This is a genomic window from Saliphagus sp. GCM10025334 (assembly GCF_042663485.1).
In the GTDB taxonomy this organism is placed as follows: Archaea; Halobacteriota; Halobacteria; order Halobacteriales; family Natrialbaceae; genus Natronosalvus.
The window spans coordinates 966256-986427 of sequence record NZ_JBHTAF010000001.1; the positions used below are offsets into that span (position 1 = coordinate 966256).

At 66.5% G+C, this 20172-nt stretch carries 18 protein-coding genes; 4 read left to right on the top strand and 14 right to left on the bottom strand.

What is annotated here, in order from left to right; all coding sequences use genetic code 11:
• Window positions 1-15 precede the first annotated feature (15 nt).
• The 9 genes from ACFQO4_RS04495 to ACFQO4_RS04535 are packed head-to-tail and all read right to left on the bottom strand — an operon-like array spanning window position 16 to window position 8495.
• The gene (locus ACFQO4_RS04495; protein ID WP_500259774.1) at window positions 16-1839 is read right to left on the bottom strand and encodes a Na(+)/H(+) antiporter subunit D; all 1824 of its coding nucleotides are present in this window, start codon (window positions 1837-1839) and stop codon (window positions 16-18) included.
• Window positions 1836-3752, bottom strand: a complete 1917-nt coding sequence (locus ACFQO4_RS04500; protein WP_500259775.1) for a proton-conducting transporter transmembrane domain-containing protein — start codon at window positions 3750-3752, stop codon at window positions 1836-1838. The genes ACFQO4_RS04495 and ACFQO4_RS04500 overlap by 4 nt, the downstream gene beginning before the upstream one ends.
• Complete coding sequence (locus ACFQO4_RS04505; protein WP_500259776.1) at window positions 3752-5359, bottom strand: proton-conducting transporter transmembrane domain-containing protein; 1608 nt, start codon at window positions 5357-5359, stop codon at window positions 3752-3754. Before ACFQO4_RS04505 ends, ACFQO4_RS04500 begins: the two co-directional genes overlap by 1 nt.
• Complete coding sequence (locus ACFQO4_RS04510) at window positions 5352-5714, bottom strand: cation:proton antiporter subunit C (protein WP_497902832.1); 363 nt, start codon at window positions 5712-5714, stop codon at window positions 5352-5354. The genes ACFQO4_RS04505 and ACFQO4_RS04510 overlap by 8 nt, the downstream gene beginning before the upstream one ends.
• A complete protein-coding gene (locus ACFQO4_RS04515; protein WP_500259777.1) occupies window positions 5707-6204 on the bottom strand; it encodes an MnhB domain-containing protein in 498 nt (165 codons plus the stop codon). Before ACFQO4_RS04515 ends, ACFQO4_RS04510 begins: the two co-directional genes overlap by 8 nt.
• Window positions 6204-6743: a DUF4040 domain-containing protein gene (locus ACFQO4_RS04520; RefSeq protein ID WP_500259778.1), complete on the bottom strand. Its 540-nt coding sequence runs from the start codon at window positions 6741-6743 to the stop codon at window positions 6204-6206. Before ACFQO4_RS04520 ends, ACFQO4_RS04515 begins: the two co-directional genes overlap by 1 nt.
• On the bottom strand, window positions 6740-7081 hold the full coding sequence (mnhG, locus tag ACFQO4_RS04525; protein ID WP_500259779.1) for a monovalent cation/H(+) antiporter subunit G: 342 nt from the start codon (window positions 7079-7081) through the stop codon (window positions 6740-6742). The genes ACFQO4_RS04520 and mnhG overlap by 4 nt, the downstream gene beginning before the upstream one ends.
• Window positions 7078-7359: a cation:proton antiporter gene (locus ACFQO4_RS04530; RefSeq protein WP_497902828.1), complete on the bottom strand. Its 282-nt coding sequence runs from the start codon at window positions 7357-7359 to the stop codon at window positions 7078-7080. The genes mnhG and ACFQO4_RS04530 overlap by 4 nt, the downstream gene beginning before the upstream one ends.
• Entirely contained in the window at window positions 7356-8495 is a 1140-nt protein-coding gene (locus ACFQO4_RS04535) for a monovalent cation/H+ antiporter subunit E (RefSeq protein ID WP_500259780.1), read from the bottom strand. The genes ACFQO4_RS04530 and ACFQO4_RS04535 overlap by 4 nt, the downstream gene beginning before the upstream one ends.
• Window positions 8496-8771: 276 nt before the next feature.
• On the opposite strand from ACFQO4_RS04535, the gene ACFQO4_RS04540 reads away from it, so the two are divergent.
• Window positions 8772-9836: a quinone-dependent dihydroorotate dehydrogenase gene (locus tag ACFQO4_RS04540; RefSeq protein WP_500259781.1), complete on the top strand. Its 1065-nt coding sequence runs from the start codon at window positions 8772-8774 to the stop codon at window positions 9834-9836.
• Window positions 9837-9872: 36 nt separating this feature from the next.
• Here ACFQO4_RS04540 and ACFQO4_RS04545 read toward each other — a convergent pair whose 3' ends face one another.
• From ACFQO4_RS04545 to ACFQO4_RS04555, 3 genes are all read right to left on the bottom strand, one after another.
• Window positions 9873-12323, bottom strand: a complete 2451-nt coding sequence (locus ACFQO4_RS04545; protein ID WP_500259782.1) for a thermonuclease family protein — start codon at window positions 12321-12323, stop codon at window positions 9873-9875.
• A gap of 239 nt (window positions 12324-12562) precedes the next feature.
• Complete coding sequence (locus ACFQO4_RS04550) at window positions 12563-12976, bottom strand: DoxX family protein (RefSeq protein ID WP_500259783.1); 414 nt, start codon at window positions 12974-12976, stop codon at window positions 12563-12565.
• Between the two features lie 184 nt (window positions 12977-13160).
• A complete protein-coding gene (locus tag ACFQO4_RS04555) occupies window positions 13161-14756 on the bottom strand; it encodes an alkaline phosphatase family protein (protein ID WP_500259784.1) in 1596 nt (531 codons plus the stop codon).
• 317 nt (window positions 14757-15073) lie between these two features.
• On the opposite strand from ACFQO4_RS04555, the gene ACFQO4_RS04560 reads away from it, so the two are divergent.
• Entirely contained in the window at window positions 15074-16057 is a 984-nt protein-coding gene (locus ACFQO4_RS04560; protein ID WP_500260457.1) for a polysaccharide deacetylase family protein, read from the top strand.
• Window positions 16058-16226: 169 nt separating this feature from the next.
• Here ACFQO4_RS04560 and ACFQO4_RS04565 read toward each other — a convergent pair whose 3' ends face one another.
• Window positions 16227-17189, bottom strand: a complete 963-nt coding sequence (locus tag ACFQO4_RS04565) for a glycosyltransferase (protein ID WP_500259785.1) — start codon at window positions 17187-17189, stop codon at window positions 16227-16229.
• A 291-nt stretch (window positions 17190-17480) separates the two neighbouring features.
• On the opposite strand from ACFQO4_RS04565, the gene ACFQO4_RS04570 reads away from it, so the two are divergent.
• Together ACFQO4_RS04570 and ACFQO4_RS04575 are read left to right on the top strand one after the other, a co-directional pair.
• A complete protein-coding gene (locus tag ACFQO4_RS04570) occupies window positions 17481-17684 on the top strand; it encodes a hypothetical protein (protein WP_500259786.1) in 204 nt (67 codons plus the stop codon).
• Window positions 17685-17736: 52 nt separating this feature from the next.
• Window positions 17737-18483, top strand: coding sequence for an Lrp/AsnC family transcriptional regulator (locus tag ACFQO4_RS04575; protein WP_500259787.1), 747 nt, complete (start codon window positions 17737-17739; stop codon window positions 18481-18483).
• A gap of 97 nt (window positions 18484-18580) precedes the next feature.
• Here the strand turns inward: ACFQO4_RS04575 and ACFQO4_RS04580 are convergent, their stop codons facing one another.
• A complete protein-coding gene (locus ACFQO4_RS04580; protein WP_500259788.1) occupies window positions 18581-20098 on the bottom strand; it encodes an alkaline phosphatase family protein in 1518 nt (505 codons plus the stop codon).
• Between the last annotated feature and the right edge of the window lie 74 nt (window positions 20099-20172).

A 20172-nucleotide genomic window follows, 5' to 3' on the forward strand; every position in this document is an offset into this window, starting at 1 on the left:
ATCGGTCGACTCCGGTCAGAGCACGAGCGCCAGCACGACTGTCAGGGCGAGCGTAATGAGGAGGACGCTGGTTCCGATGGTCGCCCGCAGCGAGAGCGTCGAGGGTCGGCCGCCGTCGGTTCGTCCCGTCTCCTCGAGGTCGACGAGCCACGACGGAAGACCTCGCGTCGCTCGCTCGACGGCGAGTACGGGGTTGTTTCCGACCCAGTAGCCCGACCGTACGAGCGAGACTGCGGCCCGGTCGACGGCGGCGAACAGTTCGGTGACGGCGAGGGTCGACCATCGCCCGACGGCGTAGCCGACGGGGTAGACGACCGTCGCGGGGTCCGCGAGGTCGAGTTTCGAGAGCGGCTTGCGAACGAGCGCGAAGCCGACGACCGAGATGCCCAGCAGCAGGGCCGAATCGGTCAGGTGACTCTCGCTGTAGGGGTGGAGGTGACTCTCGCCGCCCGGATACTCGAAGGCCGTCCCCTCGATCAGCGGCAGGAAGTCGACGAAGCCCTGCCACCAGACGCCCAGGACGAGACACGCGCCGCCTACCGACAGCATGGCGACGGTCTGGCCCGGTCGTGCATCGGCCACCTCGAGGTCGTTCTCTCCGTGGAGGAAGGCGTAGTAGCCGAGCTTGATGAACGAGAGGAAGGTCCCGATGGCGCCGAGCCAGAGCAGGTAGTACAGCGCCTGGTACTCGGGCGCGCCGTAGTAGCCCGGATCGGCCGCGTCGAGGATCATCCCCTTGCTGATGTAGCCGTTGAACCCGGGAACGGCGGTGATCGAGAGCGCGCCGAGGCCGAACGCGGCGGCGGTCAAGGGCATCTCACGCCAGAGGCCGCCGAGCTTGTACAGGTCCTCCTCGCCGGTCCGGTAGATGATGACGCCGACGGCCATGAACAGCAGGCTCTTGTAGAGGACGTTGTTGAACAGGTGGCCCATCGCACCCGCGACGGCCAGGTTCGAGGCGATGCCGATGCCGGCGACCATGTAGCCGACCTGGGCCTGGATGTGGTAGGACAGCAGCGCGCGCATGTCGTGCTGGAGGAGCGCGAAGGTGGCACCGTAGACAGCCATCAGCCCGCCCATGTACGCCAGCGCGAGGTCGCCGTCGCCGGGGAACGCCCGGTAGAGGACGTACGCGCTCGTCTTCGTGGTGAACACCGAGAGGAACACCGACGCGGCGATGTGCGGGCGGGGGTAGGTGTCGGGGAGCCAGGTGTGCAGGCCGATGAAGCCGACGTTGACGCCGATACCGACCATCGCCAGGATCGTCGGGATGCCGTCCGCGATGCCGCCCTCGTAGGCGAACGTCCCCGTCTGGGCGTAGTGGGCGGTGACGGCGAACAGCACCAGCACGCCGCCGATGCCGTGGAACAGCGCGTACCGAAAGCCCGCGCGGACGGCGTCGTCGCCGTGGAGCCAGACCAGCAGGGTGCTGGTCATCGCCATGAGTTCCCACATGAAGACCAGCGCGAGCCAGTCACCGGCGAACGCCGCGCCGAGACAGGAGGCGACGTAGAACAGCGCGAGTGCGAGGAGCCGTCGGCTGGCCTCGCTCGAGTAGGCGTAGACGACGGCCATGCCCCCGAGGAAGCCGATTCCGGTCCCGATCATCCGGCTGAAGTCGTCGACGAAGAACGGCTGGACGTCGGCGAACCCGAGGAACGTCGTCGTCAGGTGCTGGCCCTCCGGAACGAGCAGGGAGACGGCGAGGACGCCGAACAGCGAGAGCGCGCCGACGGCGTAGCCGAGGGCACGGGGCAGGACGAGCGCGAGCAGCGCCGCCGCCAGGATGAGCAGGGGCGGGTAGACGTAGACGAGCGTCTCGACGCTGGTGGCAGTCATCCGAGGACCACCTCCCCGGAGACGTTCTCGACGATGGTTCCCGCCAGCTCGAGGAAGATCGCGTAGTCGGGGACTACGCCGAGAACGACGGCCCCGGTGGCGATCACGGTGATGGGGACGAGCATGAGCCACGTGCTCTCGGTGAGGGGGGTGTGACGCGCCCAGCCGTCGGCGGGCGGGCCGCCGTGGTGGCCGTGGTCGTGGTCGCTATCGATGGGGACGGGTTCTCCGCGAGGTCCGCGCCGCGTTCCGGCCCCGAACGGCACGTCGGCGTCGCTCGGGTTCGCGTCGACGGCGTGGTTCGCGTGATCGTCGGCTTCGGCGTCGGTCGTACCCTCGCCCTCGAGGCTCCCGGCGTCCGCATCAACCTCGTTCCGGCCGCCGTCGGGCTGGATGGGATCGGCTACGCGCCCGGTGTAAGACCGGAACTGTCCGCCCATCGGGAACTCGACGAGCGGCTTTGCGTCGTGACGATCCTCGCGCTCGAAGAACGCGGTGTAGACGATAGGCCAGAAGTACGCGATGTTGAGCACGCCCGAGAGCAAGAGGGTGGCCGCGAAGAGCCAGCCCCAGCCGTCGATGTAGATCCACTCGGATCCCTCGAGTCGGACCGAACCGATCAGCATGTAGAACTTGCTGACGAAGCCGGCGACCAGGGGCATGCCGGCCATCCCGGCCGCACCGATGGTGAACGCCGACAGGGTGAGCGGCATCCGCTTGCCGATGCCCGCCATCTCGCTGATGTAGTCGGTGTGGGTCTCGACGTGGATGGCCCCGGCGCAGAAGAACAGCGTGAGCTTGCCGAACGCGTGGGCCGGGATGTGAAAGAGTGCGCCGAAGATGGTCCACGGATGGAGCAGGGAGAGCCCGAGGACGATGTACGAGAGCTGGGCCGTCGTCGAGTACGCCAGCCGTCGCTTGAGGTGATCCTTCCGCATGGCGATGATGCTCGCCGCGGTCAGCGTGAACGCGGCCATGATCGCCACGGGGATGTTGAGGCCCACCTCGCCGACGCCGGGGACCGACAGGGGCAGGTCGCGGATGGTCTCGGGGCCGTACACCTCGAGGATGACCCGGGCGACGCCGAAGGCGCCGGACTTGACGACGGCGACGGCGTGAAGCAGGCCGGAGACGGGCGTTGGCGCGACCATCGCGTCGGCGAGCCAGGAGTGAAGCGGCATCACCGCGGCTTTGACGCCGAAGCCGGCGATCAGCAGGTAGAAGGCCGCCTGTGCCATCGCGGGATCGGCCGCGGCGGCGTCGGCCAGTGCCGACATGCCGCCAGACTCGAACGCGAGCGTGGGTTCCCCGACCCCTGAGGTGAGCCAGTAGACCAACACCGTGCCCGCGAGCAGGAGGACGCCGCCGCCGAAGAACGTGTAGAAGAGGTACTTCCGGCCGGCGACCCGGGCCTCGTCGTCCTCGTTGTGCGCGACCAGCGGGTAGGTCACGAGCGAGAGGAGTTCGTAGAAGACGAAGATGGTGACCAGGTTGCCCGCGAACGCGATCCCGACGGCCGTCGAGAGGCTGGCCGCGAACGCGGCGAAGAATCGCGTCTGGGCGTGCTCGTCCAGCCCGCGCATGTAGCCCGCGGCGTAAAAGGAAGTGAAGATCCACAGGAAACTCGCGAGCAGGGCGAAGAAGAGACCCAGCGGGTCGGCCCGCAGGGTGAAGTCGATCCCCGAGACGAACGTGTGGCCCGTCGCCTCGCTGAGGCGCCACTCGTAGACGGTGCCGTCCATCACGCCGGGGAGCATGCTCGCGACGATGGCGAACTTCGAGAGGGCAGCTAAGACGGACCAGCCCTCGCGGACGTTCGGATGGCGATACGAGGCGATGATCAGGGCGACGGTGACGGCCGAGACGAGGACGGCCGCCAGCGGTCGCGGGTCGGCAACGGCATGTTCTACCATCAGGAAGACACCTCCAGAACGCTCTCGAGGAACGGCTCGAGCACGTCGACGAACAGTTCACCGGCGAACCCGAGCGCGACGGCCAGGAGCGCGGCGAAAACGAGAACCGCGAGGGTGCCGAGCGGGACCCACTTCCGGGTCGTGATCCCGGCGCGCTCGAGGCCGGGGCCGTGGTTGGATCCGGTGCCGGCACCGGCGTCGGAACCCGGGCGCCCCCCGTCGGTCGCTGCCGGGGTGTCGTGTGCGGGTTCGCTCGTCGAATCGAGGGGTGGCGTAACGTACATGGTCTCGAGCAACCGGGCGGCGTAGGCGAGAGTGAGCATAGTGCTGAAGAGGATGACGGCGGCGACGGGCCAGGCCTGGGCCTCGACGGCGCCGAGGGCGATGTACCACTTGCCGACGAAGCCGACCGAGGGCGGGATGCCGACGAGCGAGAGCAAGAGGACGGCCATCGCTCCGGCGACGAACGGCTGTCGACCGGCGAGTCCGGCGTACTCGTCGACCGTTCGCGCGCCGTGAGCGATAGCTATCCAGCCGACGGCGACGAACAGGCCGGCCTTCGTCAGGCCGTGACCGACGAGGTGGATGAGCGCGCCAGAGAGCGCCTGCTCGGTGAGCACGCCGTACGCGGCGACGATCAGACCGAACTGAGACACCGAGGAGTACGCGAGCAGTCGCATGACGTCGCGCTGGATCACCGCGAGGGTGCTCCCCGCGACGACGCTGAGACAGCCAATGGTCACGACGACTGCCGACGCGTTGGGCGTCGAGGCCATAAACTCGGGGCCGTAGACCCCGAAGAGGACGCGCCCGAGTGCGTACGCCGAGGCCGTCGAGACGAGCGCACCGATCACCGGCGTCACGCCGTCGGGGGCGTGCTGGTAGGCGTCTGGCTGCCAGCTATGGAGGGGCCACTGGGCGACCTTGATCGCGAAGCCGATCACGATGAACGCCAGCCCCGCGCGAGCGAGGGTGACGCTCTGGCCCTCGAGCGCCGGAATCGTCGCGGCCAGGTCGGCCATGTTGAGCGTCCCCGTCCCCATGAACAGGAGGCCGACGCCCATGAGGTACAGCGAGGCCGCGACCGTCCCCAAGATCAGGTACTTCAGGGCGGCGACCGCCGACTCGGGGCCGTCGCCGCTGGCGACCAGTGCGTAGGTCGCCAGGCTCGTGATCTCGAGGAAGACGAACAGGTTGAATACGTCGCCAGTGAGCGTGATGCCCAGCAGGCCGCCGACGAGCAGCAGGTAGGCGGTGTAGAACGTGTTCCCCCGTGGGCCGTTCGTCCGGGTGTGGAGGAGGACGCCGAACGCCGTTCCGGTGATCAGGAGGGCGATCAGGGTCGAGAGCGGGTCCGCGACGAGTTCGATCCCCACCGGGGCCTCGAAGTTCCCGAGGACGTGAATCCGGGCGACCTCGCGGTTCGTTCCCTCGGCGACGAAGACATCCGACGCCAGCGCGAGAGCGGCGGCGAACAGCCCCGCCGTCGTGATCGTCGCGACCGGCCAGCCGACGCGGTCGAACTTGAGACCGAGCGCGATCGGCGCCAGCGACAGCAAGATGGGCGCGACGATCAGCAGGACGACGACTGTCTCGAGACTACTCATCGCTGCGCACCTCCCGGAGGGTGTCCTCCCGAAGCGTCCCGTACTCGCCGTGGATGCGGACGATGAGCGCGAGGCCGACCGCCGTCAACGCGATGCCGACGACGATGGCGGTGAGCACGATCACCTGCGGGAGCGGACTCGCCAGCGGCGCGTCCGTCCCCGTTTTGAGAATCGGCGCCCGGCCGCCCTCGACGTAGGCCGTGGCGACGAAGAACAGGAAGATCGCCGACTGGAACAGATTGACGCCGATCAGCTTCTTCACGAGGTTCTGGCTGGCGATGGTCATGTAGAGCCCGATGCCGAGCACGACGAACACCAGGACGTAGGCGTAGTGGCTTGCGAGTAGCTCAATCATCGGTGGATCCCTCCGTCTCGTCGAACTCGTTGGCCGCGAAACCGGCCGCCGTCGCGAAGAACAGCGTGACGATCACGCCCGAGACGATCAAGGCGATGCCGCCGACCTCGATGGCCTCCATTCCCCACTTTTTGGCGATGCCGATCGACTCGAAGCGCGCGTACTCGAGGAACGCCCCGTCAAGCGCGATGGTCGCGAGGCCGATCCCGACGAAGACGGCGACGCCACCGGTCACGAGGGCGACGATGACGCTGTTTGCGAGCCACTGTCGGGTCGGCTCGATTCCGAACGCGAAGGCGATCATGAGGATGGTGACGCCGACGATGGCACCACCCTGGAAGCTCCCGCCGGGCGTGTTCGCCCCGTGGAGAGTCATGAACAGACCGTAGGTGAGCGTGAACGGGGCGATGATCCTGACTGCCACGAGGATCACCTGGCTCTCGGTGTAGGTGTCCTCGAATCCACCGTTTACGGGTTCCCGATCGCTCATCAGACGAACACCTCCCGTTTGAGGACGAGCAGGGTGGCGACGCCGGCCGCGAAGACGACGACCGCCTCCCCGAAGGTGTCGAACCCACGGTAGGCGGCCAGGACGGCCGTCACCGTGTTTTCGGCCCCCGTGTCCTCGTACGCCGACTCGAGGTACGCTTGGGTCACCTCGGTGTTCGCCCAGATGGGCGCCTCCTGGGAGCCGACGGCGTACATCTCGGGCAGGACCGCCGTCACGAGCACGAGGACGAACGCGCCGACGACGACGAGCGAGGGTACGTGAATCGACTCGAAGCGGTCCTCGGTCGTCGGGCGGGCCGTCCGAGCAATGGTGAGCAACAGGAGCACCGTCGTCACGCCGGCGCCGATGGCGGCCTCGGTCATGGCTACGTCGGGCGCGAGCAGGAAGGCGTACAGAATCGCCATTCCCAGGCTGTAGGCGCCGAAGACGACGATTACCGAGAGGACGTCCCGGAACAGCGCGGTCGCGACAGCCGACAGCAAGACGAAGACGGCGAGCGTGTAGGCGACGGTGCTCATCGTGAGTCACCTCCCGTGTCTTCGCGGGCGTCGTCGGCCGTCCACGGCTCGATACCGACGTCGGAGGCCGAGCGCGCGATGGCGTGGGCCGCCGTCGGGTTCGTGACGAAGACGAAGAACAGCAGGAGGACGGTGTACGCCGTCGCGTGTTGCCATCCCAGCGCCAGCGCGACCGCCGCGAGCGTGAAGCCTGCACCGAGGGTGTCCGTCTGGGAGGCCGTGTGCGCGCGCGAGTAGACGTCTGGAAGGCGGATGACGCCGACCGCCGAGACGAACGTGAAGAACACGCCCGCGCCGACGAGCGCGACGATGGCCCAGACGCGGATCGTTTCGATCACAGCACCCCACCTCGCTCGACGGTGAACTTCGAGATGGCGATTGCCATCAGGAAGTTCAACAGGGCGTAGATCAGCGCGATGTCGAGGTACCACGGCTGCTCGAGCGCCACCGAGAGGAGCGCGAGGATGACGACCGTGTTCGTCCCGAGGACGTTGACCGCGAGGAGTCGGTCCTGGGTCGTCGGGCCGGCGACCGCGCGGTAGAACATGACGATGGCGAGCACGACGAACACCGCGGCGGCGGCGAGGAAGATCTCGCTGAGGTCGGTCGGCATCATCGCTCGTCACCTCTTTCGGTGGAAGACCTGGAGTTCGAGTCCGAGTTCGAGTCTGGGTCAGCGTTAGTGTCCGCGTCAGCGTCCGCGTCGAGAGCAGACTCCGGATAGACGACCTCGGCATCACCCCGTTCTCGAGGCGACGCGATGGCCGCGGACCCCCGGCCGTAGAAGACGAACCGGATCGCTCGCTCGAGGCCGCCGTCGAACAGATCGTCCTGTGCGGCAGGGATCAGCGTGTGGACGATCAGCGACTGGTCGTTCGCCCGGACGGTCAGCGTCCCTGGCGTGAGCGTGATGCTGTTGGCCAGCGCGAGCAGCGGCAGGCCGCTCTTGACGCGGGCGTCGACGCGCGTCAACGTGGGCTCGATCGGCATCGAGGGCCGAAGGATGGCGATCGAAACCGCCACGTTGGCTTTGACGATTTCGTAGAGGAGGTAGGGAATGTAGAGGAGAAAGCGAACCAGCAACACAGGGCCGCGCGTGATCGACGGCTCGCGGATGAACGTGACGTGTGAGAGCGTCAGCGAGACGATTCCGGCGACGGCGACGCCGGTGACGAGGTCGAACCAGTAGGTCGGGTCGCCGAGGACCAGGTAGAAAATGAACGAGATGCCGAAGAGGCCGAAGAAGCGACGCCAGCCGCCGGTACTGACGAATCTCGCGTGCTGGGCTGGCCGGTCGACCGGCGCTTCGTCGAAGGGCAGGTCGATCCGTGTAAGTTCGCGCTCGAGCGGTTGCAACAGCGGCGCGGTCGCCCCGGGCTGGTACTCCGGATCGAGGACGAGTCGGTTCAGGTCGTGTGCTTCGGCGTAGGCCGCGAACGCGTCGGCGTAGTCCTTCGGGCCGAAGAGGTACTCGTCGGCGCCGATGATGGCCGTCTCGACGGTGACGGTCGCGTCGACATCCTCGGTGTCCTCGCCGACCCACGTCGCCGCCCGCTCGAGCAATCCCTCGGCGGCCTCGAGTTCCGCACGTTCCTCGGGGACGTCGGCCTCGAAGGGGACGGCGACCACGAGGTGACAGACGAGTTCCCCGGGGCCGGACGCGGACTCGAGACTCGACTGGACCGCATAGGCAACCGTCTGGCGGACGGTGGACGACTCAGAGAGCGGGACGAGCAGGCGGTCAGCCGCCACGGCGGCTCCCTCCGGTCGAGCGCACGTGCAGGTGACACGCTCGAGTCGCCCGGGTTCCGGCCCCCGATCCGCCTCCGAAAACGACGCTCGAACGCGTGCGATATTCGTTACTCATGGCGCTGGTGTCTGATAGTCGACTCAAGCGGTAGCCGCAGGAAAACTATTTCGTTATCCGCCAGATGGAACGGGGATTTTTTCGGGTTCCGGAACGCGTTTCCTGAATTGGGGTTTCGAGTCCTTTAGGTGTTTTCCCACTGGAGGACTAGGCGATACTCGATGACGCTGTACTCGCAGCTCCGGCCGCTGGCGTTCGCGCTGCCGCCCGAAACGGCTCACGACGCCGGGAAGGCGGCCCTCCGGGCGGCCCAGTCGACGTGGCCGACCAGATGGGCCCTCGAGGCCGCCTACCGGTACGAACACCCGGCCCTCGAGGTCGAGCGGTTCGGGACGACGTTCCCCAGTCCCGTGGGCGTCGCCGCGGGCTTCGACAAGAACGCGGAGTGTACGCACGCTTTGGCCGCCCTCGGATTCGGCTTCGTCGAAATCGGGACCGTGACGCCGTACGCCCAGACCGGCAACGAGCGCCCGCGCCTGTTCCGCCTCCAGGAGGACGAGGCGATGGTCAACCGAATGGGATTCAACGGCGACGGGATGGATCGAGTCCGAAAACGGCTAGAGGCTGACGGCACGCCCCGGATTCCCCTCGGCGTCAACGTCGGGAAGATGAACACCTCGAGCGAACGCGAGGCGATCGAGGACTACCGCCGCGTGTTTACCAGACTGGCGCCGTTCGCCGACTACGTCGTCGTCAACGTCTCCTGTCCGAATACACCCGACGAGTTCGACGAGAGTTCGCCCGGGCACCTCGAGGCCATCTTCGAGACCCTCCACGCCGAGAACGACGCCGACGTCCCGCTCCTGGTGAAGATCGGCCCCGATTCGCCCGAGGAATCGGTCCTCGAGTTGCTCGAGATCGTCGAGGGCCAGGGGATCGACGGGATCATCGCGACAAATACGACGACTGCGCGCGAGGGCCTGCGCTCGCCCGCGCACGACGAGTGGGGTGGGCTGAGCGGCGCGCCGCTGCGGGATCGCTCGACGGGCGTGATCCGGTTGCTCGCCGAGCACAGCGGGGTGCCCATCGTCGGCGTCGGCGGCGTCGACTCCGCCGAGCGCGCCTACGAGAAGATCCGCGCCGGGGCCTCGCTGGTGCAACTCTACACCGGATTCGTCTACAACGGGCCGTCGACGGCGAGGGAGATCAACCGTGGACTCCTCGAGTTGCTCCGCGAGGACGGGTTTTCGTCGGTCGAAGAGGCTGTTGGGGCCGACCTCGATTGACGCCGGTCATCGCGAACGGGTCACTCTAGAGGCCGACTAGTCCACGACGAATTCGGCGTCCACGGAGAGGTAGTCCTCCCCGTCGAGCGTCTCGTTGGTGACGTACTCTCCTGAATCGGGATTGGTCACACCGTCGATCTCGACACGAACCTCGCCCTCGACCGACGTATTGTAGACGCCGTTGAGGTCGAAGGTCGTCGCGCTTCCACCGTACTCGTCGGAGTTGACGGCGATCTCATCGACCGTGCCGTCGCCGTCGCGATCCAGGTAGACGGTCACGTCGTCGTTCGTGAGGCCGTCCAGACTGGTTCCGTCGGGGTAATCGACAGCGATGGTGTCCACCTCGCCGTCGAAGTCACTCGAGGGGTCCGCGAGCGTCCAGGTGTGATAGGACTCGGCGCCGGCCGTGTTCGGATCGGCCTCGAGGACGTCGGACCGAACGTCGCTCTGGGCTGTGAACGACCGCACGGAGCCGTAGGCCGTGTAGCCGTGGTTCGATTCGACGACGGCGCGGAACTCGTACTCCCGACCGGCCTCGAGACCGTCGATATCTTCGCCGAACGATCCCGTTTCCTCGAGTAAGCGGGAGGGAGTGGTGTTCACGAAGTCGCCCGCCGGCCCCCACTCGAAGTACACTTCGCCCCAGTCCGCGCCGTCGAGGTCGTCGAGCGTTCCGTTCAGCGTCGCGGACGTCTCACCGACACGGGTGGCCGAATCCGTCGCGACCCGCAACTCGGTGACGTTGTACTCGACGTCGACCGAGAGGGAATCGTCGCCCTCGAGCGTCTCCGTCGCGACGTACTCGCCCGACTCCGGATTCGTGACGCCGGCGATCTCGACGCGAACCTCGCCCTCGACCGAGGTATTGTACCGACCGTCGAGGTCGAAGGTAGCGGTGCTCCCAGCGTAGGAACCGGAGTTAACCGGAATCTCGTCGACCATCCCGTCGCCGTCGCGGTCCAGGTAGACGGTCACGTCGTCGTTCGTGAGGCCGTCCAGACTGGTCTCGTCGGGGTAGTCGACGGTGATCGTATCGAGCTCGCCGGCGAACTCGTCGGCGGGGTCCGCGAGCGTCCACTCGTGATCTGCGTCGGCGCCGGGATCGTTCGGCGATGCACGCAAGACGTCCGTTCGAATGCCCTTCCCGCTCTCGTAAGCCGACCAGAGGTCGAAGTCGGTGGTGTTCAGCTGACTCGTTTTGAGAAGCTTTCGGCTATCGCCGGCGTAGTTCGCGTCGTCGCGAACGTCGTCGTAGTTGAGCCGAAGGTCCGACCCGAGACCCGCGGCGAGGTCGTCAAGGTTGGCTCGCTCCCCGGCGGTCTCGCTGCCGCTGCCCATCAGGAGGACGACACCGCCCTCGTCGACGAACTCCTGGACGACCGATATCTCGTCGGCGGTCCACGCCTCCGGGCTACAGGAGGCGACGAGCGCGCGGGCCTCCGACAGGCTGTACCCGTATCCGTTCCCGTACCAATTGATGCTGTGGAGTTCGATACCCAGCCCCTCGAGGTGGCGCTGGTAGTACGCGGTGTCCTCCGCCGAAACCGCGTTGTCCTGCTCGAAGGTTCGGTGGCCGCCATCGACGAGCACCGGCCCCGAGGGCTCGTCGCTCCCGTGCAGGTGGTCGATCAGGTTCGTGACGAACGTAAAGTGGTTCAGGTCGGCCGACTCGCCTTCCCAGCGCTCGTTGATCGTACAGCCCCCGAAGTACGCGAGGTTGCACGACTCGTCGACGCCAACCATCGGGATCGCGTCGTAGTCGACGGTGCTCGCGGTGGTATTTTCCTGCACGGCGGTGTCCTCGGCCCAGACCGGCACTCGCGAGTCGGGAACGGGGCCGTCCGTCGTCCTGACGCTCGAGGTGTGCGGGTGAAACGTCGCCGCGACGTCGTCGTTTCGCCACTCCGAGACGTAGCCGTCGTAGGCGACCCAGAGTCCGCGCCCGGCCGCCCGGGCGGCCTCCTGGGCCTCGAGGTACTCGTCGGTGTTCGTCAGGCTCGCGGCGTACACACGGGCGTACCCCTCCTCGAGGGTGAGTTTGTTGTACACCGTGTAGGCGCCGTCGCCGTTTCGATCGTACCGGATCTTCGCGAGGAGACGGCCGAACTGGTCGATTTCCTCGGAGGCGCAGTCGACCTGCACCTGGCAGGCCGAACCCGCCGGGAGTTCCGTCTCGGCAAAGTTGGTGGCTTCGTTACCCCAGTGCTCGAGGTGAGTCTCGTCCTCGATGAACTCCCACTCTTCGATCTTCTCGTAGCTCGTGTTGCCGGTTTTTTCGGGGGTATCGTGCCCGAGCGTACGGACGTTGTACTCCTCACCGGTCTCGTAGACGTAGACGTCGAAAGTGTCGCCGTCGACGACGCGGGTGATCTCGGCGTCGTACCAGACACCACAGTCGAGGGCTGAATCGGCAGCCTGCGTCGGTTGCGTCGCCGCTAATCCCGCGAGGGAGCTCGTGACAGTTTTAATGAAGGTGCGCCGTTTCACTGTGTAACACGATAGTGATTGTCTGACGGCCAAGCATCAATATTCCGCCAGATAATACTGTGTTGTTAAGTATCGTTCTTATTTAATCCGCATACAGTCACTCCTGAATTACTTCTAGAGCAGCGTGAGAACAGGTGTCAGTTACCCATCAATATGGCTCTGCTCGAGTTCGGCGGACGTGCTCGGAACGGGATCGACCAGCACATCCGAGGAACGTCGTACCCGTCGCCCTCGAGTGCCTAGAACCCGACGTTCAGCGCGTAGGGCCAGGCAGCGTTGCTGACCGCGAGGAACGCGAGGGCCGCGCCCGCGCCGTAGACGTTCTTGAGGAACGCCGTCATCTCGTTCTGAGCTTCTTCGCCCTCGGCGTTCCAGAAGTCGTGCATCTTCAGCGCTGAGACGACGAGGAACACCGCGAGCGCGCCGGCGCCCACCGCAGGGAACACGCCCACGATGAGCGAGAGTCCGCCGAGAACGAGGAGGACGCCGCTCAGGACGACGGACGCCTTCGGTGCTGGCAGGCCCTTGAACTCCGCGTAGCCGGCCATCCCCTCGACGTCGAGGAAGTGGTTGAATCCCATGAACGCGAGGACGCCACCGAAGATTACGCGAGCGAGCAGGAACGCCACGTCGGCGCCGGCAGACTCGAACATCAGGCGCTCACCTCGAGGCCGCGGGCGGTCGTGGGGCGATTCGATTCGTAGCTGCAAACTGGTTTCATTGCGTTACCAGGTACGAATTGGAACCTATATATCGGTTCCCGGACATGCATGCAACCGGGTTACGGTGACGTTACCGACGTTACGTTCCGATGACTCGATTCGATTCCGAGACCGGTCACTCCATGTAGCCGAGGCCCTTCAATCGGTCCTCGACGCCCGAAAAGTCGTCGTCGACGCTCTCTTGGTCGCGCTCGCTCGTGACGTCTCGGCGGGCGACCTTGGTCCCGGTGGGTTCGGCGTCCGGTCGGAATGCGTCGAAGAGAACCCGACCGTCGGCGTTCGTGGGAACGGGCTTGCCGATGCCGTGGAGCAGCGTGGGGGCGACGTCGACGACCCGCGCACCTCGCAGCGTCGCCCCGGGTTCGATCGAGGGGCCGCGACAGAGCATGATCCCCTCGGGGCGATGGCTCGCGGCGGTGGGCGACGGGTCGCCGAACGGTTCGTCGGTGATGGCATTTCGACCCTCGTAGCGGTTCGTCCCGTTGACGATGAGGTCCGGCGAGTCGGGGTCCGTCGGGAAGAGATCGTCGCCGTCGTAGACGACGAAGACGCGCTCGCCCGCGTCGTCGGTGATCGACTCGAAGAGGTCGGTGAGTTCGGCCTTGAGCGCCGGGATCTCCCGCGGCGAGACGACGCCGTGGTCGAACCGATCCGAGTCGTTTACGTAGAGGTTGCCCGCGTCGTGGACGAACGCGACGGTTCGCTCGTAGTCCACGTCGTAGAGGGCGTGCTGGCCGGGGATCTGCTCGGCGACGGAATCGAGTAGCTGGCGCGGCACCTTCGAGACCAGAAACTCCTCGGAGATGCCGATCCGGTTCAGCGCACTCGAGACACGTTCCCGGGAGATACCTAGACTGGCGAGCGCGCCGCGAGTTCCGTCGTCTTCCTCCTCGAAGAGGTACCCTTCCCGCTCGAGGAAGTGGTTCGGGTAGGCGAGTTCGTCGATGGGGCCGAACCCGTGATCGGAGACCACGTAGAGGTCGGCGTCGTGCTCGTCGGTGTAGTCCATCACCTCGCCGAGAATGTCATCGAGCGCGCGGTACTGCTCGAGAATGCGGTCTTCGTCCCAGATGAGGTGCTGGAAACGGTCGGGGGCGGTGTAGACGAAGAAGAACAGCTCCCAGTCGTCTCGACGCTCCATCAGCAGCCGCATCAACTCCCGGCGCTTCCGGAGGATGTCCGAGACCGCGACCTCGAACTCGTCAAGGCGGTCGGCATAGTCGGGGTAGTTGAGACTGATCTGGTAGTCGGGAATGCGGTCGACGATTTCGTCGGCGAGTTCCGGCGGATGGGTGAAGTCGTGCTCCAGCGAGGGCGTCATCATCCCCGAGACTACCTCGCCGTCGATGGCGATCGCCGGATACGTCATCGGGACGTTGCCGACGACCGCGGGGCCGAGTTGCTCCCACAGCGGCGGCTGCTTGCAGTCCCGGCTGGTGTACATCCGGTGTGAGTACGACGAAGAGAGCTGTTGAAAGCCGTAAATGCCGTGTTTGTCGGGCCAGACGCCGGTCGCGATCGACGGCCACGCCAGTGGCGTCGTCGCCGGGCGCGTGCTGTCGAGCGGGCCCGACGCCCCCTCCTCGCGCAGCCGGGCGAAGTTCGGGAGCTCGCCCTCGTCGGTCCAGCGTTCGATCAAGTTCCAGGGGACGCCGTCGAGTCCGAGCACGAACGCTCGCTCGGACGCCGTCGTCGATGTAGATCCGCTCATGATGGTACTCGAGGCGTTGGTGACGCCTGCTGTCGCTGACAAGGCGGACGGAGGCCTTTGTTATCCAACGGCTGACCCCTGGAAACCGCCACGAACGGAACACACTCTCCCGCTCGAGACAGTCATTTTCGCCGTCCCCGTCCCGGGATTCGGCGGGAAACGGATCGAGCGGAGACGTTTCCGTTCCACGAGGGCCGGATCGATACGAAGCGACGGCAGGCCATCCATAACAAAACCATTACGGGAGAATCCACCAGCTATGTTCGCTCCCGTCGACGCCACGAGTCGCGACCGCGAGCGGGTGGCAGGTGACCGTCGTGGGTAGCGTCGTCGTCTCGGTCGACGCCGAGCTCGGCTGGGGATTTCTCGACCTCCACCCACCACCGGCCGACCGCATCGAGCGCTGCCGACGCGGCTGGCACGCCCTCCGCGAGGCCTTCGAGGCCTACGACGTCCCTGCGACGTGGGCCGTCGTCGGCCACCTCATGCTCGAAGACTGCGACGGCCGCCACGTCGACCACCCCGCCCCGGCGGGCTGGTTCGAGCGCGAGCGAACCGACTGGAAGGATCGCCCGGACCTCCGGTTCGGTCCCGACCTGGTCCGGTCCGTGCTCGAGTCGCCGGTCGACCACGAGTTCGCGAGCCACTCGTTCTCCCACGTCCTCTTTGGCGCACCGAGCACCGATCGGGACCTGGCTCGCGCCGAGTTCGAGCGGGCGCTCGAGTTGGCCGACGAGTGGGGCCTCGAGTGCTCGTCGTTCATCTACCCGCGAAACGACGTCGGCCACCGGGCCGCGCTCGCCGAAGCGGGGTTCACCGCCTACCGGGGCCGAACGTCGACGCCGGAGGGGTTCCGGGCGGTCCTCGAGACCGGCCTGGGCGGGCGCTCGGTGCTGGTCGAACCGACGGTGGACGAACACGGCCTGGTGAACGTGCCGGCCTCGCTGTTTTGCTTCGGGTTCGAGGGCGTCGCCCGCACCGTCGCCGAGTCCGTCTGGACCGATCCGATGGTCGTCACGGCTCGTCGAGCGATCGATCAGGCCGTCGCGGCCGACGACGACCGGCTCTGTCACCTCTGGCTCCACCCGAACAACCTCACGACCGACCGCGACGACGAGCGAATGCGGGCGATCCTCGCCTACATCGACAAGCAGCGTCGAGAGACCGACCTCACCGTGGAGACGATGGACGAGGTCGCCGCTCGAGTCGGCGAGTCGACCGAGAACGCCGATGAATACGGGAACACGGACGAGGACGGACTCGAGACGAGCATCACGCAAACCGTCGGTGGCGACGACTAATCAGGTCCGCGAGCGGTATCGGGAACGACCACGTCGTTCCCGTGACGTGGACGGCCTGTCGACGATATGCGGACTATAGCTATAGAAACAATAGTTTTGGGCTTCGGTTAGGGACCGCTTACGCGTGCAGGGTCGCCTGTGTTCAGAATCGCCTACGATCACCCTGCGTTCAAGACCGCGCCACTCGCGTTCGCTGCTGGTTTACTCGCTCGAGCCCCGTCACCGACTCGTAGACCTCGAGGACGGCGTCGGTCGTCCGCTCTAGGCTCACTTCGCGGGCGGCCTCGCGACCGTTCGACCGGGCGCCCGACTCGAGGATCGTCGCCAGTCCCTCGACCAGGACGTCGTCTGCATCGGCCACGCACGACGGGGAGACGCCCTCGAGGCGTTCGCGCACGTCGCCGACGTCGACGGCGACCACCGGGAGGTCGCAGGCCATCGCCTCCTTGACCGCGTTGGGCGAGCCCTCGCTGTGGGAGGTCACCAGGAGGGCGTCGGCGGCGTTCATGTAGTGGGGCATCTCGTCGTGGTCGACGCCCGAAATCGTCCGCAGGGAGACGGGGCGCTCGAGTCGACTGTCGACGCGGTCGACGATCCGTTTCGCTCGTGGGTAGTTCTTCACCGACCGGTCGGGCGCATAGGGGAACAGGACCGCGTGCTCGGCAGTGGGCCAGCCGACGCGGTCACGAGCGGCCGCCTGCGACCCCGGCCGAAAGGTCTCGAGGTCGACCCCGTCGGGGATCACGCGACACTCCCGACCGAGGGCATCGGCCATCGCCTCGGACATGACGATTACCTCGTCACAGAAGGGTGCACAGAAGCGACTCACGGGCGCGACGGGGCCGTGGACGTCCGATCCCCAGAGGGAGCAGACGACTGGAACCCGTCGCTGGGCGAGCGCCATCGGGGCCGTGAGCCCGTAGTGGGCGTGGACCAGGTCGTATTCGCGATCCAGTTCGCGGCGCACCGTCCGGAAGAACCGGAGGTACTCGAGCGGCCCGCGAGCGTTCTCACCGGTCGCGTCGCCGGCGACCGACAACGTCTCGAATCGAACGCCGCGGCGCTCCAGGGCAGCCTGTTGCTGGTTCAGAAACGGCGCGTCCGTGGCGTTCGTCAGCGTGAGTACGTCCATTCGACCGAGAGACCACCGGGAACGCGCTTTGTTAGGGACGGCCTTCGCCTCGAGGTGGGCACCTGAACCGAGTCGCTCCCCGGTTTAAGGCTCGACCGGGCACGACTCGAAACGGGTTCGTCGACGTCGAACGTCGAGCGACGTCCGTCAGACGCAGGTCACACCCAGGCCGGTTGACGAACTCGAGGGTATCAGGATTTTTGGTTTCAACAACGTTATATAAATACCACTTATCGATTGTCGACGAAACGCTTATACTGGTGAACATTGAAGCGGCTGTCAGGACGATCAATGTCACTCTCCGATATATTCACTGGACTTCTGCCGGGGACAGACGCCGAGCCGGAGTCACCTGACGCGCCACGCGGCGCCCACGTGGACGGGCCGACGACGGTCGTCTACGAGTGTCGAAACTGTGGAACGACGGTCGATCCGAAGACGAGTCAGTGTCCCCACTGCGACCACGACGAGATCGTCGAGTACCCCATCGACTGAACTCGAGGAAGCGAAACGCAGTCTCCTTAATACTGTCGCGTGAACGGACCGTATGGACATCCGTCTGGACGAGGTCAACAGGCGCATCATCCACGCCCTCATGGAGGATGCACGGTCCACCTCAGCGCCAATGATCGCCGACGAGGTGGGCGTTTCGGCAGCGACGATCCGCAACCGAATCGGGCAGCTCGAGGAGGCGGGCGTGATCGAGGGCTATCACGCGAACGTCGACTTCGAGCGCGGCGACGGCCGGTTACGTAATCTCTACCTCTGTAACGCCCCGGTCGACGACCGCGAGCGCATGGCCCACCAGGTGCGGCTGATTCCCGGCGTAATCAACGTCCGCGAGCTCATGACCGGTCGGCGAAACCTCCACGTGCTCGCCGTCGGCACGGACACGAACGACCTGCGCCGAATCGCCCGCGAGATCGCCTCCCTTGGGATCGACATCGAGGACGAGGACTTACTCCAGGCCGAACACTACCAGGCCTACCGCCCCTTCGGCCCCGACGACCGGACGCCACAGCCCCTCTCCGATTACATCAGCCTGACCGGCGGCGCCGAGGTCGTCGAGGTGACCGTCGCCGAATCGGCCCCCATCGCGGGGTTCTCCCTCGAGCGCGCCGCCAGGGAGGGAGTCCTCGCCGACGACGTGCTCGTGATCGCCATCGAGCGCGACGACGCCGTTTTGACCCCCCGCGGCGACACCGTGATCGAACCCGACGACCTTCTGACGCTGCTCTCACGGGAGGGCGTGACCGGGGACGCGCTCGAGGCGTTCGAGGCGGGCGACCGGTAGCTCGACGGCCAGGGTAACCGGCCTCGAGCGATAGTAGCCACTGCTCGTCATTTCATCCCTGATCGCCAGAGGTATCGGCGACAGTGTGGAAACAGTTTCAGTTGTTTCTAGACCGGTAATTGAACTCCTCGAGGCGCTCTCCCAGACGCGCGTCGTCGAACGTGGGGTCGTCGCAGGCCGTACCGTGAGCGACGTTCGCGTACGTGCCGTAGCCGACGGGGACAGTCGTCAGTGGCGACGGATCGCGCCCGGTCATCAGATTGGGAATCGGGCGACCCAGCGTCGCCATCACCAGCGGCGCGACGTCCGTGGCGGTGAGGATACTCGGTTCCGGGGACTTCCGGATCGTCGGCCCGGACGCGAAGAACGTCCCGACGTCCGTTCGCGTCACGCCCTCGAGCCGCGTGAACAGTCGCTCCGCGGGAGCGGCCGACACCGTGCAGTCCGTCCCCGCCGTGGAGACGAGGACGTCGGGTGCCTCGCGGGCGAACGGCCCCTCGTAGAGGTGCTCGCGTCGGCAGGCGAACTCGAGGGCGGAGTTCCCGTCCGGGTCCGTGAGATCGCTCAGCGCCTCGAGCACCCGCGAGCGAGTCTCCTCGTACGTCGAGTTGACGATCCGACCGTAGCGCTCCCGTCCGGCGACGTTGAGGCGGACCCCTGCACCGGTCGCACTGGGGAAGAACGCCTCTGAGGTCGCCCACCGGTACCCATTGGCGTCCTTCCTGCTCGCGTGAAAACCGCCACCGAGCGCTCCAGAAACGACGCTGAACACCGATTCGAGGACGTCGAGTCGCCACCTGTAATCTCGCACGTTCCGCTCGAGCAGGTCGTGATCGGCGAGCACCTCGTTGACGTGGACTTGATACCCTCGCGAGCGCTCGACGCCGAGCGGCGAACACCCGATGACAGTCGTTCCCTCGGGTGCGACCTCGAGGACGTCCCGGACGAGTCGATCCGCGGCCCGGCACGCGGCCTCGAGAGCACGGTCGCCGGCGTCCGCGTCCACCGCCCCGAGGAGGTCCGGATCGGTGACCGGAACGTGGACGAGTGCCAGTTCCCAGGGCTCGCCGTCGAGCAGGTCGCAGGCGAGGCGACGTCTCGTGTCGAGGAGCGTCGGCACCTCGGCCGGATCCTCGAGGTCCCGGAGCGTCCACGGCGAACCGGGTGAGCCGGACGGGAGCCTCGCGTCCGCGGGATCATCCGACGGATGGCCGTCGACCGACCCCGCGGGGCGCCGTCCGGGAACCACGACGCCGCTCACCGGCCCCGGCGGATCGGTCATCGGTAATCCACAGGCCACCGTGGAGCCCCCCTCGCCGGTGAGGTACGCCCAGAGCGTCGGCCGGCGGACGTCGATAGCGGAGGCTGGCCGACAATCGTCGTCGGGATAGCTCGCGCGGACGGCGTCGTCGAAGACGCCGTGATAACTCGGGTCGGTCCCCGTCAGGAGCGACGCCCAGGCGCTCGCCGGACTGGCCGGAACGGTCGACTCGAGCGACCCCGAGACGCCGCTGGTTCGAAGGCCGGAAACGGTCGGCATCGCGTCGGCGAAGCGCTCGAGGTGTTCGTTCGTCACGCCCTCGAACGCGAAGACGACGGTCTTCACGTCGACCACTACCGATCCCTCGAGGTCGAGGCCACGCGCCGGCCACTGGCCCGCTCGAGCGCGAACAGTTCGGTCATGAACGG

What these genes read in the sequence shown, in the direction of transcription:
- ACFQO4_RS04495 (WP_500259774.1), bottom strand. Translation starts at nt 1,839, where the DNA reads ATGACTGCCACCAGCGTCGAGACGCTCGTCTACGTCTACCCGCCCCTG.
- ACFQO4_RS04500 (WP_500259775.1), bottom strand. Translation starts at nt 3,752, where the DNA reads ATGGTAGAACATGCCGTTGCCGACCCGCGACCGCTGGCGGCCGTCCTC.
- ACFQO4_RS04505 (WP_500259776.1), bottom strand. Translation starts at nt 5,359, where the DNA reads ATGAGTAGTCTCGAGACAGTCGTCGTCCTGCTGATCGTCGCGCCCATC.
- ACFQO4_RS04510 (WP_497902832.1), bottom strand. Translation starts at nt 5,714, where the DNA reads ATGATTGAGCTACTCGCAAGCCACTACGCCTACGTCCTGGTGTTCGTC.
- ACFQO4_RS04515 (WP_500259777.1), bottom strand. Translation starts at nt 6,204, where the DNA reads ATGAGCGATCGGGAACCCGTAAACGGTGGATTCGAGGACACCTACACC.
- ACFQO4_RS04520 (WP_500259778.1), bottom strand. Translation starts at nt 6,743, where the DNA reads ATGAGCACCGTCGCCTACACGCTCGCCGTCTTCGTCTTGCTGTCGGCT.
- ACFQO4_RS04530 (WP_497902828.1), bottom strand. Translation starts at nt 7,359, where the DNA reads ATGATGCCGACCGACCTCAGCGAGATCTTCCTCGCCGCCGCCGCGGTG.
- ACFQO4_RS04540 (WP_500259781.1), top strand. Translation starts at nt 8,772, where the DNA reads ATGACGCTGTACTCGCAGCTCCGGCCGCTGGCGTTCGCGCTGCCGCCC.
- ACFQO4_RS04550 (WP_500259783.1), bottom strand. Translation starts at nt 12,976, where the DNA reads ATGTTCGAGTCTGCCGGCGCCGACGTGGCGTTCCTGCTCGCTCGCGTA.
- ACFQO4_RS04555 (WP_500259784.1), bottom strand. Translation starts at nt 14,756, where the DNA reads ATGAGCGGATCTACATCGACGACGGCGTCCGAGCGAGCGTTCGTGCTC.
- ACFQO4_RS04565 (WP_500259785.1), bottom strand. Translation starts at nt 17,189, where the DNA reads ATGGACGTACTCACGCTGACGAACGCCACGGACGCGCCGTTTCTGAAC.
- ACFQO4_RS04570 (WP_500259786.1), top strand. Translation starts at nt 17,481, where the DNA reads ATGTCACTCTCCGATATATTCACTGGACTTCTGCCGGGGACAGACGCC.
- ACFQO4_RS04575 (WP_500259787.1), top strand. Translation starts at nt 17,737, where the DNA reads ATGGACATCCGTCTGGACGAGGTCAACAGGCGCATCATCCACGCCCTC.